This window comes from Sphaerospermopsis torques-reginae ITEP-024 (assembly GCF_019598945.1).
Taxonomy (GTDB): domain Bacteria; phylum Cyanobacteriota; class Cyanobacteriia; order Cyanobacteriales; family Nostocaceae; genus Sphaerospermopsis.
The window spans coordinates 4,072,789-4,089,621 of record NZ_CP080598.1; the positions used below are offsets into that span (position 1 = coordinate 4,072,789).

15 protein-coding genes are annotated in these 16,833 nt (G+C 38.2%); 8 read left to right on the forward strand and 7 right to left on the reverse strand.

From position 1 onward, the window contains the following. Nucleotides 1-67 precede the first annotated feature (67 nt). Nucleotides 68-1,816, forward strand: coding sequence for a diflavin flavoprotein (locus K2F26_RS18975; RefSeq protein ID WP_220609037.1), 1,749 nt, complete (start codon nt 68-70; stop codon nt 1,814-1,816). A gap of 290 nt (nt 1,817-2,106) precedes the next feature. Then, nucleotides 2,107-3,816 carry a diflavin flavoprotein gene (locus K2F26_RS18980; protein WP_220611953.1) on the forward strand — a complete coding sequence of 570 codons (1,710 nt, stop codon included), beginning with the start codon at nt 2,107-2,109 and terminating at the stop codon, nt 3,814-3,816. Between the two features lie 176 nt (nt 3,817-3,992). On the opposite strand, the gene K2F26_RS18985 is transcribed toward K2F26_RS18980, so the two are convergent. After that, on the reverse strand, nt 3,993-5,420 hold the full coding sequence (locus K2F26_RS18985) for a serine/threonine protein kinase (protein ID WP_220609038.1): 1,428 nt from the start codon (nt 5,418-5,420) through the stop codon (nt 3,993-3,995). 307 nt (nt 5,421-5,727) lie between these two features. On the opposite strand from K2F26_RS18985, the gene cbiT reads away from it, so the two are divergent. Next, a complete protein-coding gene (cbiT, locus tag K2F26_RS18990; RefSeq protein ID WP_220609039.1) occupies nt 5,728-6,330 on the forward strand; it encodes a precorrin-6Y C5,15-methyltransferase subunit CbiT in 603 nt (200 codons plus the stop codon). Nucleotides 6,331-6,397: 67 nt separating this feature from the next. Then, nucleotides 6,398-7,285: a phosphatidate cytidylyltransferase gene (locus K2F26_RS18995; RefSeq protein WP_194051351.1), complete on the forward strand. Its 888-nt coding sequence runs from the start codon at nt 6,398-6,400 to the stop codon at nt 7,283-7,285. Nucleotides 7,286-7,367: 82 nt separating this feature from the next. Here K2F26_RS18995 and K2F26_RS19000 read toward each other — a convergent pair whose 3' ends face one another. Next, a complete protein-coding gene (locus K2F26_RS19000) occupies nt 7,368-8,081 on the reverse strand; it encodes an LmeA family phospholipid-binding protein (protein WP_194051349.1) in 714 nt (237 codons plus the stop codon). A 176-nt stretch (nt 8,082-8,257) separates the two neighbouring features. On the opposite strand from K2F26_RS19000, the gene K2F26_RS19005 reads away from it, so the two are divergent. Together K2F26_RS19005 and K2F26_RS19010 are read left to right on the forward strand one after the other, a co-directional pair. Further along, nucleotides 8,258-9,028 carry a pseudouridine synthase gene (locus tag K2F26_RS19005; protein WP_220609040.1) on the forward strand — a complete coding sequence of 257 codons (771 nt, stop codon included), beginning with the start codon at nt 8,258-8,260 and terminating at the stop codon, nt 9,026-9,028. A gap of 180 nt (nt 9,029-9,208) precedes the next feature. Further along, nucleotides 9,209-10,027: a helix-turn-helix domain-containing protein gene (locus K2F26_RS19010; protein ID WP_220609041.1), complete on the forward strand. Its 819-nt coding sequence runs from the start codon at nt 9,209-9,211 to the stop codon at nt 10,025-10,027. 227 nt (nt 10,028-10,254) lie between these two features. On the opposite strand, the gene malQ is transcribed toward K2F26_RS19010, so the two are convergent. Further along, complete coding sequence (gene malQ, locus K2F26_RS19015) at nt 10,255-11,763, reverse strand: 4-alpha-glucanotransferase (protein WP_220609042.1); 1,509 nt, start codon at nt 11,761-11,763, stop codon at nt 10,255-10,257. A gap of 557 nt (nt 11,764-12,320) precedes the next feature. Here malQ and K2F26_RS19020 point away from each other — a divergent pair. Continuing rightward, entirely contained in the window at nt 12,321-12,761 is a 441-nt protein-coding gene (locus K2F26_RS19020) for an NUDIX domain-containing protein (RefSeq protein WP_220609043.1), read from the forward strand. Nucleotides 12,762-12,997: 236 nt separating this feature from the next. After that, complete coding sequence (locus K2F26_RS19025; protein ID WP_220609044.1) at nt 12,998-13,840, forward strand: SPFH domain-containing protein; 843 nt, start codon at nt 12,998-13,000, stop codon at nt 13,838-13,840. 81 nt (nt 13,841-13,921) lie between these two features. Here K2F26_RS19025 and folP read toward each other — a convergent pair whose 3' ends face one another. The 4 genes from folP to K2F26_RS19045 all read right to left on the reverse strand — a co-directional run bounded on the left by folP (nt 13,922) and on the right by K2F26_RS19045 (nt 16,794). Further along, the gene (gene folP / locus K2F26_RS19030; RefSeq protein WP_220609045.1) at nt 13,922-14,779 is read right to left on the reverse strand and encodes a dihydropteroate synthase; all 858 of its coding nucleotides are present in this window, start codon (nt 14,777-14,779) and stop codon (nt 13,922-13,924) included. A gap of 156 nt (nt 14,780-14,935) precedes the next feature. After that, nucleotides 14,936-15,661, reverse strand: coding sequence for a triose-phosphate isomerase (gene tpiA / locus K2F26_RS19035; RefSeq protein ID WP_194051422.1), 726 nt, complete (start codon nt 15,659-15,661; stop codon nt 14,936-14,938). Between the two features lie 11 nt (nt 15,662-15,672). Next, nucleotides 15,673-15,819 (reverse strand): hypothetical protein, encoded by a 147-nt coding sequence (locus tag K2F26_RS19040; protein ID WP_220609046.1) that lies wholly within the window; start codon nt 15,817-15,819, stop codon nt 15,673-15,675. 153 nt (nt 15,820-15,972) lie between these two features. After that, nucleotides 15,973-16,794, reverse strand: a complete 822-nt coding sequence (locus K2F26_RS19045; RefSeq protein ID WP_220609047.1) for a class I SAM-dependent methyltransferase — start codon at nt 16,792-16,794, stop codon at nt 15,973-15,975. Between the last annotated feature and the right edge of the window lie 39 nt (nt 16,795-16,833).

A 16,833-nucleotide genomic window follows, 5' to 3' on the forward strand; every position in this document is an offset into this window, starting at 1 on the left:
ATATTCAACCCGTGTCACAATATAAGGCAGAGGAATAAATACTCAATAAAAGTTAAGGAGGGGCGTTATGGTATTGCTCACCGATAAAAATCAAGGACAGGAAAGTACAACCCCAGTAAAACGGCTAACTATACAAACGGTAGAAATTGATCACGATACCACGGCTATTCGTTCTTTGGATTGGGATCGCGATCGCTTTGATATTGAGTTTGGTTTGCAAAATGGTACAACTTACAACTCCTTTCTGATCTGCGGTGAACAAACAGCCCTGGTTGATACTTCCCATGAAAAGTTCCGTCAGCTATATTTTGATACACTGACTGGTTTAATTAATCCGCAAGATATAGATTACTTAATTATTAGCCACACAGAACCAGACCACAGTGGTTTAGTTAAAGATTTACTACAAAAAGCTCCTGATATTACCGTTGTTGGTTCTAAGGTAGCAATTCAATTTTTAGAAGATTTGGTACATCAGCCTTTTAAACGTCGTATTGTGAAAAATGGCGATCGCCTGGATCTCGGTAATGGCCATGAGTTTGAATTTGTGATTGCTCCTAATTTACACTGGCCTGATACTATTTTCAGTTTTGACCACAAAACCCAAATTCTTTACACCTGTGATGCTTTTGGAATGCATTACTGTACAGATAGCACTTTTGATGATGATTTATCTGCCATTGAAAAAGACTTTCAATATTACTATGAATGCTTGATGGGTCCTAATGCCCGTTCTGTGCTTTCTGCAATGAAGCGCATGGCAGAATTAAAAACCATCAAAATGATCGCTACAGGTCACGGACCCTTACTATATCACAATCTCCAAGAATTAACAGGACGTTACCTCAATTGGAGTCAAAACCAAACCAAAGCAGAAACCACTGTGGGTATATTTTACGTTTCTGAATATGGTTATAGCGATCGCCTAGCTCAATCTATTACCAACGGTATCGTAAAAACCGGGGTAGCTGTGGAAGTAGTTGATTTATCTGGAACAGTTGATTTACAAGAGTTACGGGAGCTTGTAGGACGCTGTAAAGGCTTGGTAGTAGGGATGAATCCTATATCTAGTAATACAAGCATTCAAACAGCATTGAGTACAGTTCTAGGATCTGCTACGGAAAAACAAGCCATTGGTATTTTTGAAACCGGTGGTGGAGATGATGAACCTACCTATCCACTGTTAAATAAATTCCGCTCTGCGGGTTTAACTGTAGCTTTTCCTGTGATTGAGATTCGGGAAACACCCACAGAAAACACCTATAAAAAATGTGAAGAAGCGGGAACAGATTTGGGACAGTTGGTGACAAAAGAAAAAAGTATCAAAGCTATGAAATCTTTAAGTGCTGATTTAGATAAAGCACTAGGAAGAATTAGCGGCGGTTTGTATATCATCACAGCCAAAAAAGGCGATGTTTCCAGCGCCATGTTAGCTTCTTGGGTAAGTCAAGCGAGTTTTAAACCTTTGGGTTTTTCTATTGCAGTAGCTAAGGATCGGGCGATAGAATCATTGATGCAAGTAGGCGATCGCTTTGTTCTCAATGTTTTAGAAGAAGGCAACTATCAAGCATTGATGAAACACTTCTTAAAACGTTTTAGTCCCGGCGCGGATCGTTTTGAAGGAGTGAAAACCCAACCAGCGGAAAATGGAGCGCCTATTTTGGGTGATGCTTTAGCTTACATGGAATGTGAAGTAGTTAGCCGGATGGACTGCGGCGATCATTGGGCGGTGTATAGTACGGTTTATGCAGGTAGAGTATCTAAACCTGAATCATTAACAGCAGTACACCATCGCAAAGTAGGAAACCATTATTAAAATCTCTTTTCCCCCTCCCCGCAAGCGAGGAGGGGAACAAGACAGGGGAAACGCATCTTATCAATAAGGACAATTTAATCTCAATAATGACCTGAAAATTCGCATTAACGTCTACTTATTGACAATAATTTAAACCATCACGATGACTCTGAAAAAATCAATCAAACGATAAATAAGGATTCCTTCGTTTATACATAAAAATGGTGTTTTGTCAATAAAATTTAGATGCGTTTCGCCTGGGGAACAAAAAAGAATTTATTTAAAAACAGGAGCTTAAATTTATGTCAGTTATGTCAAATACTAAACCCCGTGATGTCCAAATATTGCCTATTGGTACTGATACAACAATCATCAGATCGCGCAGTTGGGCAAGGTTAAGATTTGAAATTGAATATGCTTTAGCTAAGGGAACAACAGCTAATTCTTTTATTATTCAAGGTGATAAAATCGCTTTAATTGATCCACCTGGGGAAACTTTTACGGAAATTTATTTACAGGCTTTACAAAAAAGAATAGATATCAAAAATATTGATTATGTAATTCTTGGTCATGTCAATCCTAACCGGGCAGCAACATTAAAAATATTAACAGAAATTGCGCCTCAAATTACTTTTGTTTGTTCTAACCCAGGGGCGATAAATTTACGTGCAGCTTTAGAAAATGAAGATTTACCGATTGTGGTAATGCGGGGTGATGAAACTTTAGATTTAGGTAAAGGACATCATTTACAATTTATTCCTACTCCTAACCCCCGTTACGCTGATGAACTTTGTACTTTCGATCCGCAAACAAATATCTTGTTTACTGATAAGTTATTTGGGGCGCACATTTGTGGTGATCAAGTATTTGATGAAGGTTGGGAAGTTTTTAACGAAGATCGCCGTTATTATTTCGATTGTATTATGGCTCCCCATGCCAAACAAGTAGAAACAGCTTTGGATAAGTTGGCAGATTTGCCAGTCAGGTTGTATGCTACTGGTCATGGTCCTTTGGTAAGATATGCTTTACAGGAACTTACCCACTCTTACCGAGAATGGATCAAGCAACAAACTAACGCGGAAATGAGCGTAGCTTTGATTTATGCTTCTGCCTATGGAAATACTGCAACTTTAGCTAGTGCGATCGCTCGTGGTATTACTAAAGCAGGTGTTAGCGTAGAATCTATTAACTGCGAATTTGCTGATCCTGAAGAAATTAAAACGGCGATCGAAAAATCCGCTGGTTTTGTAATCGGTTCGCCCACTTTAGGCGGTCATGCACCCACACCCGTACAAACAGCTTTAGGTATTGTTCTATCAACTGCAACTAATAATAAATTAGCTGGTGTCTTTGGTTCTTTTGGTTGGAGTGGGGAAGCAGTGGATTTAATTGAAGGTAAACTGAAAGATGCAGGTTATCGTTTTGGTTTTGAAACCATCCGCGTTAAGTTCAAACCTAATGAAGTCACCTTACAAACCTGTGAGGAAGCAGGTACAGATTTTGCTCAAGCATTAAAACGCGCTGCTAAAAAAGCCGTGGTTGCTAGACAACCTGCAACTAATGTTGAACAAGCAGTAGGACGGATTGTTGGATCTTTGTGTGTGGTTACAGCAACTCAAGGCGAAGTGAAAACTGGAATGTTAGCATCTTGGGTTACACAAGCCAGCTTTAGCCCTCCTGGGTTAACCATTGCAGTTGCTAAAGATCGGGCAATGGAAAACATGACTTACACAGGTAATAATTTTGTCGTTAATATTTTGGCAGAAGGTCGGGAAATACGTAAACATTTTATGAAGGTTTACGCCCCTGGACAGGATAGATTTCAAGGTTTAGACACCGCAGAAGCTAATAATGGTGGTGTGATTTTAAATGGTGCTTTAGCTTACTTAGAGTGTACAGTAAAAAACCGGATGGAAGTAGGCGATCATTGGTTAGTTTATGCAACTGTGGATAATGGCAAAGTGTTAAACCAAGATAATGTAACGGCTGTGCATCATCGGAAATCGGCAAGTTATTATTAATCACCCCATACATTAACCCCTCTAACATGAAATAGAGGGGTAATTTAGGCTATAAAGAGGCGTTTTCTGCTTCATTAGTAATCAACAACTCCATTCGGAGTCAGAGACTAGGAACGAGAAAACTTAAACCTATTTATTTCTGCTTCCAGGATAATTTTCAACAGATATCTGAAACATTAACTTGAGTTTTTGGTTATTTCAAGTTCTATCCCTAACCAATTACTTAACTCATCAGCTAACCATTTTAATTCATATTCAGACTTGATGATATAGTCACCAACTTTTATTTCCAATTTTTCTACCCCTATCCAAATTACAAACTTTGCTTTGACTACAGACTCACCACACTCACTATCTTTTGTCAAATGTTGGGGTATATAAACTAATTGATTAATGTTTTCTCTCGGTGCAGAAGTATGTTTAATTTTCATACCCCAAAGATAAAGACTATGGGATATTTGTTGCTGATTTATGCTAATTTTACATTCAAAAAATGAACTTAATATACCATATATCATAGTTAAACCAGTGACAAGAAAAGGTGATAGAAGGAACGCTAAGAATATAGCATTTCTGATTGTTCCCCAATCAAAAGGATTAGAAATAAAGGTATTAAACGCGCCAACGATAAACAACCAAGTCATGGAATTCCAAAAGATCATAAATGGAATTCCCAATAAACTATTCAAAGTTAATCCCTCAGCAGGAAGGGTAGTTTCTAAATATTCCTCATCTTCAATTAGTCGAATTTGACTACCTGCTGGTTTAGCAATTGTTGAATTTGTAATATCAGTTTTTTCCGGTGTTTCTAAAGCTTGTAGTGCTGTTTTTGCAGATGTAAACCGCTTTGCTAAATCTGGTTCTATCATCTTTTTTAACCAGTTAGTTAAGCCCGGACTCAGATTTGCCACTTGTTCAAATTGAATGCGAAAATTCTTTTGTGGTAAATCTGCCGGTTGAGTACCTGTGATTAAATAAATTAAAGTTGCACCTAAGCTATAAAGGTCAGAAGCGGGAACTGTACGCCCCCCAAATTGTTCTTGTGGCATATAACCATAGCTTCCTACAATGGTTCTAGTACCTGTTTCTGAGGCTAAAACAGTTTGCACAGAACCAAAATCTACTAAATAAACTTTTCCCACACTATTCCCCGATCGCTCTCCTAATAAAATATTGCTAGGCTTAATATCACGGTGGATCACAGGTGGGTGTAACTCATGAAAATAAACCAATATCTCTAAAACTGCTTTAGCTATCTCTTGAACTTCATTTTCTGCAAATTTTCTCCCAGTTTGTAAGTATTGTTTTAGGGTTTTCGCTGGGATGTAAGTTTGTACCAGGGCAAATCCTTGATAATTGGATTCTTTTACTTCAAAATAGTCAAGATAGCGGGGTATAGAGGGATGAGATAAAGATTGTAAGGTTTCCGCCTCCCGTTCAAACAGTTTCAAATCATCCCATTCAAAGTCACTATTAAAAGCAAGTAACTTGACAATTACTAAGTTATTATTTATGGTGTCACGGGCTAAAAAAGTCCTTCGGGCTGACTTTTTACCTAACTGCTGTTGAACTTCGTAGCGATCGCCCAATATTTCCCTATTCATCAGCATCACCTAGATCACTTAGAAAATTATGTTGTTAAACTTTCTCTATTTTATTCCTGTTGACTGTCAGGATGTTTTAAAAGTTTTCGGTGAATAGTTTTACTAATTGTTACTACTTCCTACTTCTGCTGATGCAGCACTTCCCAGTGTCATCAGGTACAAGAACCCCATCCCCAACTCCCTCCCCGCAACCGATGAGGGCGCTATTATGTACTTTATAACACAGGAATCCGCTGTAATTTTTAAGTTTGAATTTTAACTTTGAATTTTAAACTTTGAATTTTAAACTTTGAATTTTTAATTGCTTATGCCTTCCCAACTTTGGCCTTATGTTACTCCTGGTATTCCTGATGACTTATTTGAGAACTTACCAGGTATACCCCTAACTCAGCGAGAATTAAGATTGTTGTTAATTTCCCAACTGCGACTACAACCAGATTCGGTATTATGGGATATTGGTGCAGGAACAGGTACAATTCCTGTAGAGGTGGGGTTATTGTGTCCCCAAGGAAGAGTTATTGCGGTAGAACGAGATGAAGAAGTGGCTAATTTGATTAAACGTAACTGCGATCGCTTTGAGGTCAAAAATGTAAAAGTAATTAAGGGCAGCGCCCCAGAGTGTTTACATGATATACAACCCACCCCTGATCGGGTTTGTATAGAAGGAGCAAAAGCTATCCAGGAAATTTTACAAGCTGTCTGGCTTTATTTGCCTTTATCCGGTCGAGTTGTCGCAACAGCTGCTAATCTAGAAAGTCTGTATGCTATTTCTCAAAGCTTTTCTCAGTTAAGAGCCAGAAATATCGAGGTTGTACAGTCTGCTGTTAACCGCTTAGAAACTCGCGGTTTTTCCCAAACCTTTGTTGCTACTGATCCGATTTTTATTCTCAGTGGTGAAAAACTAGATTGAATCTATTCGGTTTTCGGTTTTGGATTCAATCCAAAATCCAAAATCTAAAATCCAAAATACTATTATTATGCCTTGGTCAAGAATTATTAGTGGAATTATTGCGATCGCCCTTGCTTTATCTTCTACCCTTTTAGGTGGTTGGTACTTTACCTTAGCTATGGCGATCGTTGTCTTTTTAGGTCAACAAGAATATTTTAATTTAGTTAGATCCAGAGGTATTGCTCCCGCAGCTAAAACTACTATATTTGTCAGTTTAATTTTACTGGCTATTTGTACTCTCAATGCCAGTTTAGCGGATGCTATCATGCCCATAGCAGGAACTTTTATCTGTTTTTACCTGCTTTTTCAACCCAAATTTGCTACCATTGCCGATATTTCCGCTTCTATTATGGGGCTGTTTTATGTCGGTTATTTACCTAGTTACTGGGTACGTTTGCGAAATCTCAATAGTACAAATATTATTAGCAATCTTCCCTTTGGTGGTTATTGGCCTGAAAACTGGAATCAAATTTTTACCCCAGAAAATATAACTGGTTTACCCGAAGGTTTAACATTTACAGTTTTAACTTTTTTATGTATTTGGGCTGCTGATATTGGTGCTTATTTTTTTGGTAAATTTTTCGGTAAAACTCCTTTATCAAATATCAGTCCGAAAAAAACTGTAGAAGGGGCAATTTTTGGTATTAGCGGCAGTCTCATAGTAGCAGTAGCCGGTGCTTATTTTCTGCATTTACCTTACTCCCTGATTACTGGTATAACCTTGGGTTTATTTATAGGTATTGCCAGTCTTTTAGGCGATTTAACTGAATCTATGTTAAAACGAGATGCAGGAGTAAAAGATTCAGGACAATTGATACCCGGTCACGGTGGTATATTAGACCGGACTGATAGTTATATTTTTACCGCCCCTTTAGTTTACTATTTTGTAACTCTAATTTTGCCTTTGTTAAAGTAATTGGTAAATAAGGCAACAGGCAACAGGGAATAGGTGAAAATAACCAATTATCAATTGTCAATTATCAATTGTCAATTATTTATTATGGGTTGACGTTGATGCGTCCACGACATAAGATTTGGCTAGATTCTAAAGTTAATTCTTGCAGGTCAACATCTGAGCCAAGGTCTAAATTGTATCCAGAATGATTTTCTAATATCGGTTCTTGATTATACAGAATTTTAATCTGTGTTAATTGTAGTTCTTGACTGTTCAGCAGTTCTAGACCTAAAGAAATTTCTAAAGATATAGGTTCTCTGTCAGTTGCTACCAGTCCGTACAGTATTAAATGCTGATTGTCAAGTGTAATTTTCTGCCAACAAATAGGCTTGTATTTTTCCCATGATTCTGGTAATAGTTTAAACAGTACATCATTTAAGCCAGTTGACAATAATTCCGATGAAAGAGATTTATTCAGATCCCCTTCATCTACCACCAGTTCACCAACTACGGGAACTATTTCCAATAATTTAAGGGGTTTACCCCTGACTATAGAACCAATGTTTATCTGTATATTTTCGGCTGAAAGTTGAATGCGTGTAACATGGATACCCTGATAAACTGCATTAGTAGCAAAAATAGATACCACAGGAATACAGCCAGAAAGGAGTTGGCGATCGCTTGCTCCAATCTCTACCTCAATCTGCGATACTTGAGTTAATTGTGTTTTTAGCCATAGCTTAATTGCTGTGGTCAGGGCTTGAGTAATTAATCTTATTTTCTTACTATTGGCGGATGGGGGGTTTTTATCTGTCATTGAACAAGGTTATTGCTTAATATTTGCTCAAAAATCACGAAATCTTAAACAGTTCTTAACTGTAATAGTGATCACTATTGACTGAAACATGGCAAGATTCACTTTTAGGTATCAACTCCACAAAACTTGGAACAATTAATAATAGTCTCAATTAACAAATTATACAAAATTTATACATGGAGGCGCGGGTACAAAAAATTATTTCTCAATGGGGTATAGCCTCACGTCGTGAAGCTGAGGAGATGATTAAGCAATCACGAGTGAAGATAAATGGGATTGTGGCACATTTAGGTCAAAAAGTCGATCCCCAACGAGACACTATTTGCATTGATGGTAAACCTGTTTCTCACAGCGATCGCCCAGCTTTAATCTATTTGTTACTCAACAAACCCGCTGGAGTGGTTTCCACTTGTGATGATCCCCACGGCAGAACTACGGTTTTGGATCTATTACCCGAAAATTTACACAAGGGTACTGGTATTCACCCAGTGGGGCGTTTAGATGCTGACTCTACCGGGGCATTAATATTAACAAATGATGGGGACTTGACATTTGCGCTAACTCATCCTAGTCATAATATTTCTAAGACATATCATGTTGTGGTTAAAGGACATCCCCCAGAAGCAGTTCTGAAGATGTGGCGTGAAGGTGTTGTACTAGAAGGGAGAAAAACACGACCTGCTAAAGTACGTTTGATTGAACGTTTGGCAAACCAAAGCAAATTAGAAATAATTTTGCAAGAGGGTAGAAATCGTCAGATTCGCCGTGTAGCTGAACAGTTAGGATATCCTGTAATCCAACTGCATCGCACTGCAATCGGTTCAATTCAATTACAAATACCAAAAGCTGGTTTTATCGGTGCTGGTGACTATCGTCATCTCACCCCAGAGGAAATTATTTTTTTAAAGAATCAGTTCAATAATGGACAATTAACAATGAACAATTGACAATTGCCTCTTCCTAAAAGTCAGAATCTTGAAAAACCGGAATTTTTGGCTTTTTTAACCTGGAAATGGGGGATTTTCAACCTTGAATAACACAATTATCAATTGTCAATTGTTAATTATCAATTGATAAAGCGGATACCTATTAATGATTAAGTTGAGTTAAGGAGTGGAATAAAAATTATGAAATGGTTAAGAAAAAAAGACAACCAGCCCAGTCAACCATCCATAGAACAACAACAGGCGGAAAAATTAGCGCAAATGGGGGCTAAACTCGCCGCTTTACGTCAACAAAAGGGTTTATCTATGGATGAAATTGTGTTAACCACTAGAATTCCTCGCAGACTATTAACAGCGATTGAATCAGGTGATTTAACCGATTTACCAGAACCTATTTATATTCAGGGTTTAATCAGGCAATTTGCTGATGCACTGGGGGTGAAGGGGGCAGAATTTGCCAGCCATTTTCCTCTTGGTTCTCAAAAAGTCAGTTTTCAAAGCAACTGGCAACCTCAACCTTTGTTTCAACTACGTCCTCTTCATCTTTACCTGCTTTACATTTTCGTCATAGTATGCTCTGTAACTGGGTTATCTCAGTTATTGAATCAAACTACTGTAGAAGCAAACAATAGCCAAAATCAACCAAAAACGCCAACAGGTGACAATTTAACACCTCAGAAACTGCAAGCCAAGGATTTAAAGGCAATTCCATCTGATATCAACAGTTCAGAAACTGAAACTGTAGAAATTGGTGTTACCTTGCAGTCCTCATCTTGGATTCGTATTGTCGCTGATGGTAAAACTGCGTTTGAGGGAGTTCTACCAAAAGGATCTCACCGCAAATGGAAAGCTGCTGAAGAACTGACCGTAAAAACTGACAATGCCGGGGGTGTGTTGATGAGCGTTAATCAGCAACAACCGAAACAAATGGGACAACCAGGGAAATTTCAGGAAGTCAGCATTGCCGCTCAGGTCAGGTCTGGAAACGTCGTGCGCCAGTAGGGCTGGTTTAACCAAGTATTAAATTTATCAGTGGCATACAACACAATATAAGAAACATTGCTGTTATCTGCCAATGTCATCTACTACACATAACTAAAAATAGCTATGTTTCCTTGAGACTGCTAATTAGGTTAAACCAATCCCTACTAACCATGAGGTTTTGAGTACGGAATGGAAATTCCTGCTTTATACTACGCACCCAGAAAAAGTTCATCAGGAAAAGTTAATCATGAACTTATGGGAGCGCGTCCATAAAGATTGGTGAGAATTTTCAAGCGATCGCTTAATTCCTTGGTCAAAACCTCTTGCTGATAACGCCATTCCCAATTACCCTCAGCCGTACTGGGATAATTCATTCTGGCTTGAGTTCCCAATCCCAAAACATCTTGTAAAGGAATAATCGCTTGATTAGCGACGGAACTCAAAGCTAGACGAATTAAATCCCAGTTTATACCATCAGGGCTGATATTTCCCAAATATAACAATAAATTTTGCTTTTCGTAATCATTCGTAGTATTAAACCAGCCTAGACTTGTGTCATTGTCGTGAGTGCCAGTGTAAACTACAGCATTACGGGGATAGTTAAAAGGTAAAAACGGATTACCAGGATCTGAACCAAAGGCAAATTGTAATACCTTCATCCCCGGAAACTCAAAGCGATCTCGTAGTGCTTCCACCTCTTCTGTAATAATCCCCAAATCTTCGGCTAATATGGGTAATTTTCCCAGTTTTTGTTTAATAACTGCAAAAAATTCTCCCCCTGGTGCTTTGATCCATTCTCCATTGATAGCGGTTTCTTCTCCTTGGGGTACAGCCCAATAAGCCTCAAACCCTCGGAAATGGTCAATCCGAATGATATCAACATAATCCAGCATAGCCTCAAAACGTTCCACCCACCATTTAAAGTCCTGCTTTTGCAACTCTTCCCAGTTGTAAACCGGGTTGCCCCATAATTGACCGGTGGCACTAAAATAATCTGGTGGAACTCCTGCCATTAAAGCCGCCGCACCTGTTTCTTCATCCACAGCAAAAAACTCAGGATTTGCCCATACATCAGCACTATCATGAGCGACGTAAATGGGGATATCACCAATAATATCTACACCATTTTGATTAGCATAGTTCTTGAGTTCTGACCATTGACGGAAAAACTCATACTGAATGAACTTGTAATAAAATATTTCTTGTGTTAACTCGTGTTCCATCCGAGCTAATGCTGTGGGTTCTCTTTTTGCCAGTTCTAGTTCCCAAGTGTACCAACTTGCTCCATTGTGGGCATCTTTGAGCGCCATGAATAAAGCGTAATTATTCAGCCAATAGCCTCTGGTGTTGCAAAAAGTGTGAAAAGCTTTTCTTTGAATAGCGGTGGCGTGATGTTTAAAATTTTCGCAAGCTTTTTTGAGCAGATTGGTTTTAATGGGAATAACTCGCTCAAAATCCACCTTATCAGCGGGAAATTCTGGTAAATTAGCAAAATCTTCTTCAGATAACAAACCTTCATTTACCAGCTTATCTGGACTAATCAGTAAGTGATTTCCCGCCATTGCTGAGTAGCACATATAAGGAGAATTACCATAACCAGTAGGTCCTAAAGGTAAAACTTGCCAATATTGCTGGTAGCTATCTTTGAGAAAATCAATAAAATGATAAGCTTTATCACCTAAATCCCCAATCCCGAAACGACTGGGGAAACAAGTTGGATGCAGTAAAATTCCGCTTGATCTAGGAAAAGGCATAGTTAATAGTCAAGATGAGTAGATTGTTTACTTACATAAATGTTAGATTTAACATTTAATTGATTTTTTAGCGACACTCAAGGAAAAATATGTTGATTCTTAACAATTTATTGCATCTCAAGGACGGTAATAAAATATATCGTAGTATAATAGTTAATACATAAAAATTAGAGTATAAAATAAACAGACAACTTATCAAAAAATCGAAAAATTTTCATTGTCGGCTTGACACAGCAATAATTTCTACAGTTAAGTTTCTGTCTCAGCAGTTACAATTGATTCTTTGTCGAGGACTGATTTATGAGTATTAAAATCGCACAATGGCGACCTGAGTATGAAACAGGCAAGCGTATCCCATTTTTTGACAGATTGGCTGATTCATCACATCAAAGATAAGGATCAAAAAATGAGTGCCTTTCTGAGACAAAAACGGCAAAAAAAGATGAAATTCAATCCTAAGCATCTCAATAAACGTACTGCTGGGGATGTATAAACCCCAGCCGACATCGTGGAGGCTGGGGTAGTTCATATTAGATGAAGCTACTTAAAAATTGACAATGACTTACAGAAATCCTGCTCCTACCGTTGATATTATTATTGAATTAATTGATCGACCTCATCGCCCGATCATTCTGATTGAAAGACATAATGAACCTTTAGGATGGGCTATTCCCGGAGGGTTTGTAGATTATGGTGAACCTGTGGAAGTGGCAGCACGCAGGGAAGCTGAGGAAGAAATAGGTTTAAAAATAGAGTTAATTGAGCAGTTTTTGGTTTATTCTGATCCTAGTCGTGATTCTCGTCAACATACAATTAGTATTGTATTTTTGGCAACTGCGACGGGTGAACCTGTAGCGGGTGATGATGCTAAGGGTGTAGGTGTTTTTGAGCCTTGGTGTCTACCGATTAACTTATGTTTTGACCATGACCGGATTTTGCGGGATTATTTCCGGTATCGTAATTATGGGATTCGTCCACGGTTGGGATTTGGGAAATGAACCACGTATCGGATAATTATTGTAAAATATCATGCTGTGTAAGGATTAAGGATACAGAATACAAGATTCAGAACAAATGAGAGTTTTCGAGTTATTGGTTGTTGATAAAAAAACTTGCTTCTGGAGGTTTCTTGCTACAAACAAATATTCTGACTCCTGACTCCTGACTCCTGACTCCTGACTCCTTACCAGACTGTTTTATACTCAATTCTCTCCAACCCTAAATAGGAGTATATATGGAGCCAATTATTGCTATAGTTTTAGCACTCATAGGTTATGCTTTAGGATCTGCAAAACTGGTTAATCAAGGTAATGAAGCTCTAGTTGAACGATTGGGAAAATATCATCGAAAACTGAAACCAGGACTTAATTTCATTGTTCCCTTTCTTGATCAAATTGTCATGGAAGATACCACCAGGGAACAGATTTTAGATGTTAAGCCCCAGAATGTCATTACTAAAGATGGTATTTACATGGAAATAGATGCAGTCGTTTACTGGCGCATTGTCGAGATAGAAAAAAGCTTTTATGCAGTTGATGATTTGCAACAGGCACTTTCAAATTTAGCTACAACTACAGTGAGGGAAATTATAGCCCAGAAAACTGTAGAGGAAACTAATATGTCTAGAGCAGATATGGACAAAAGCATATTAGATCAATTAAATCCAACTTCACGGACTTGGGGAGTCGAAATTCTGCGGTTGGATTTTCAGCGAATTACACCCCCTGAAAGTGTACAGAAGTCAATGGAAGAGGAAAGAGCCGCAGAAATTAGAAAACGGGCGGTAATCGCTGCTGCTGAAGGTGAGAGACAAGCAGCTATTAAGAAAGCGGAAGGAACTAAGACTTCAATGGAAATTATTTCTGAAGCTATACGTTCCCATCCCGAAAGCAAAGATATTTTAAGATATCTTGTAGCTCAAGATTATGTACAAGCCAGTCAAAAATTGGGCGAAAGTAATAACGCTAAAATTGTGTTTGTAGATCCAGCTAATTCTACAGATATGTTCCAAGAATTAATTGCTGAATCTATTACTAAAGAAGATGATGGTAAAACTTCTGGTAATGGCAAGAATTAATAATTAAGTTATCAGTTATCAGTTATCAGTTATCATTTATCACTCTCTCACTGTCACCTGTCACCTGTAACCTGTCACCTGTCACCTGTCACCTGTCACCTTCCTATAGATAGCATCAGCAACTAGGGAGACATCACGCATTTCGGCAACATCATGAACTCGGAGGATATCAGCACCATTAAAAATGGCAGCACAACAGGCTGCTGCTGTTCCCCAAACTCTGGCTTTTGGTTCTGGTTGATTTAAAATTTTGCCAATAAAACTTTTGCGGGATGCTCCCACTAAGATGGGACACTTTAGGGTTTTGAATGTTGGCAAACTGCGAATAATTTCTAAATTCTGATCATAATTTTTCGCAAAACCAATACCTGGATCAATAATAATTTTTTCCTGTTGAATACCCGCTGTAATTGCGGCTTTTATTTGTTGGGATAAAAAACTATAAATTTCCCCCATCAAATCTTGATAATCTGTATGTTGTTGCATTGTTTGGGGAGTTCCCCGAATGTGCATTAACATGATTGGTACATCTAATTTGGCTACTGTTGGCAACATTTCTGGATCATAAGTACCACCAGAAATATCATTAACAATATCTGCCCCAGCTTCTACAGCAGCTTGAGCTACTTCTGCTCTAGTTGTGTCTACAGAAATGGGAATAGTAATTTTTGGTCTAATGACTTGCAAAACCGACAGCACCCGATCAAGTTCTTCTGTGAGGGTGATTTGTTCTGCTCCTGGTCTGGTTGATTGACCACCGATATCAATAATTTCAGCACCAGCGTCTACCATTGTTTGCGCTTGAGCTAAAGCGGCTGAAGTTGTATTAAATAGACCACCATCACTAAAACTGTCTGGGGTGACATTTAAAATTCCCATTAAATAGGTCTGTTGTCCCCAAGTAAAGCAACGTTCTCTAATAATTAATTGATTCAACATTATTTACCTAAAATTGGGCATTGGGCATTGGGCATTGGGCGATTCAATTTTGGATTTTGGATTTTGGATTTTGGATTGTTTTGATTATCTTCAATCTAAAATCTAAAATCTAAAATCTAAAATCTAAAATTTTCTGCCTTTTGCCTTTTGCCTTGGTTATTGATAATTGACAATTCTGGCAAAACTATCAGCTTCTAAACTTGCACCGCCGACGAGAGCGCCGTCAATTTCTGGTTGTGCCATGATTTCATCAATATTATTGGGCTTGACTGAGCCGCCATATTGAATTGATACGTGAGGATTCGTTAATTGAGAGCGAATTAAACCTATGACTCGATTTGCTTCTGTGGCTTCACAGGTGTCACCAGTACCAATCGCCCAAATTGGTTCATAAGCAATAATCAAGTTAGTTTGATCAACATCTACTAAGTCTTTTTCTAACTGGGTGCTAATCAGTTTTTCGGTTTCCCCTGCGTCTCGTTGCTGTTTGGTTTCACCAACGCAGAGAATGGGTGTAAGTCCGTATTTTTGGGCTGCTTTGAGGCGGAGATTTACTGTTTCATCTGTTTCACCAAAATATTGTCGTCTTTCGCTGTGTCCAATGATGACATATCGCACACCGACTTCTGTGAGCATGGGAGCAGCAATTTCACCCGTGTAGGCTCCATTTTCTTCCCAGTGAACGTTTTGTGCGCCCAAGTTGACACGGCTACCGTGTAAATATTTGGACATTACACTTAAATCTGTGAAGGGAGGACACAATATTACCTCTCTTTCTGAGGGTGTTTCCTCTAGGTGAGGCAGAAATCCGCGTAGGAAGTTTTCTGATTCTGCCTGGGTTTTGAACATTTTCCAGTTGCCGGCAATAACTATTTTTCGCACAGGTGATTTTGTCAAGATGCTAACGCTACTAGATCAATTTTTAACTGTACTACTTTTTCGGACATTCCTTGTCCACCGATAGGGGAAAGTGCTGTGGTTTCGCGCAAAGGCGTAATCGCTATAAGAGGATGTTTTAAAAGTCCCTGAGAGTGTATCAAATATTTTTTACCCCTCCCTAACCCTCTCCTTGTGAAGGGGAGGAAACTGGATTTTCTTGTTTCCCCCCTTGATAATGGGGGATTAAGGGGGGTAAAAATGTGATTAAAATCACGGGATACCACTTTTCAAACATCCTCTCACACAAAAATCCTCTAAACTTTCTTCATGACCTGAAAAGCTGAAATATAAGAAATATTAATCCTTCCTCCATAAAGCTGATCAATCTTTTGTTTTAACCCCGTAAATAAACCTTCTCTGATTCCAGCTTCTAATTTTAAATAAGGTGAAAGCGTACCTAACAATAATAAATAATCGTCAACACTATAAGTTACTTCACAGATTATATGACCAGAAACTAAGTTTGTGAATTTTCCTGAATCAATGGCTTTTCCTCCAAAGGATTTAACTATTTTTTCTTGATCTGTTACATCTTCATATCTGGCTGAGTATGGAGCATAAATTTTATAAATTTCATGCAAATTTTGGTATACTTCATAATCAGGTTGGGGTGTCATGTTCCACAACAAAATTAAAGCCCCATCATCTCTTAAAGCAGCAGCGGCTTTTTCATAAGCTGTTTCTGGGTTCATCCAATGAAAAGAAGTTGCTGCTAACACAGCATTAAATTTATTTGGTGTTAATTTCCATTCTTCAAATGTCGTTTGTTGAATTTCTACATTGGGATATGCTGCACAGTTTTTTCTAGCAAACTGACAAGCTGCTTGACTGGGATCTAAACAAACCATTGAAAATCCTAATTTCGCAAAAGATACAGTTGCATTTCCAGGACCACATCCTAGTTCTAAAATCTTGCTTTCAGGAGTTAGTTTAGCTATTTCTATAGCTCGGTTAATTATTTCTTTGGGATAACGTGGTCTGACTTTGTTATAAGCTGCTGCTACAGGAGAATACCAGTTTTGTCTCAGTTCTAAGTCTTGGGGATATAAATTTTTGAGTTGTTCTAATTCTTTCATGATCTATGTTATGATAATAACTATTTGAGAAATTAAGTA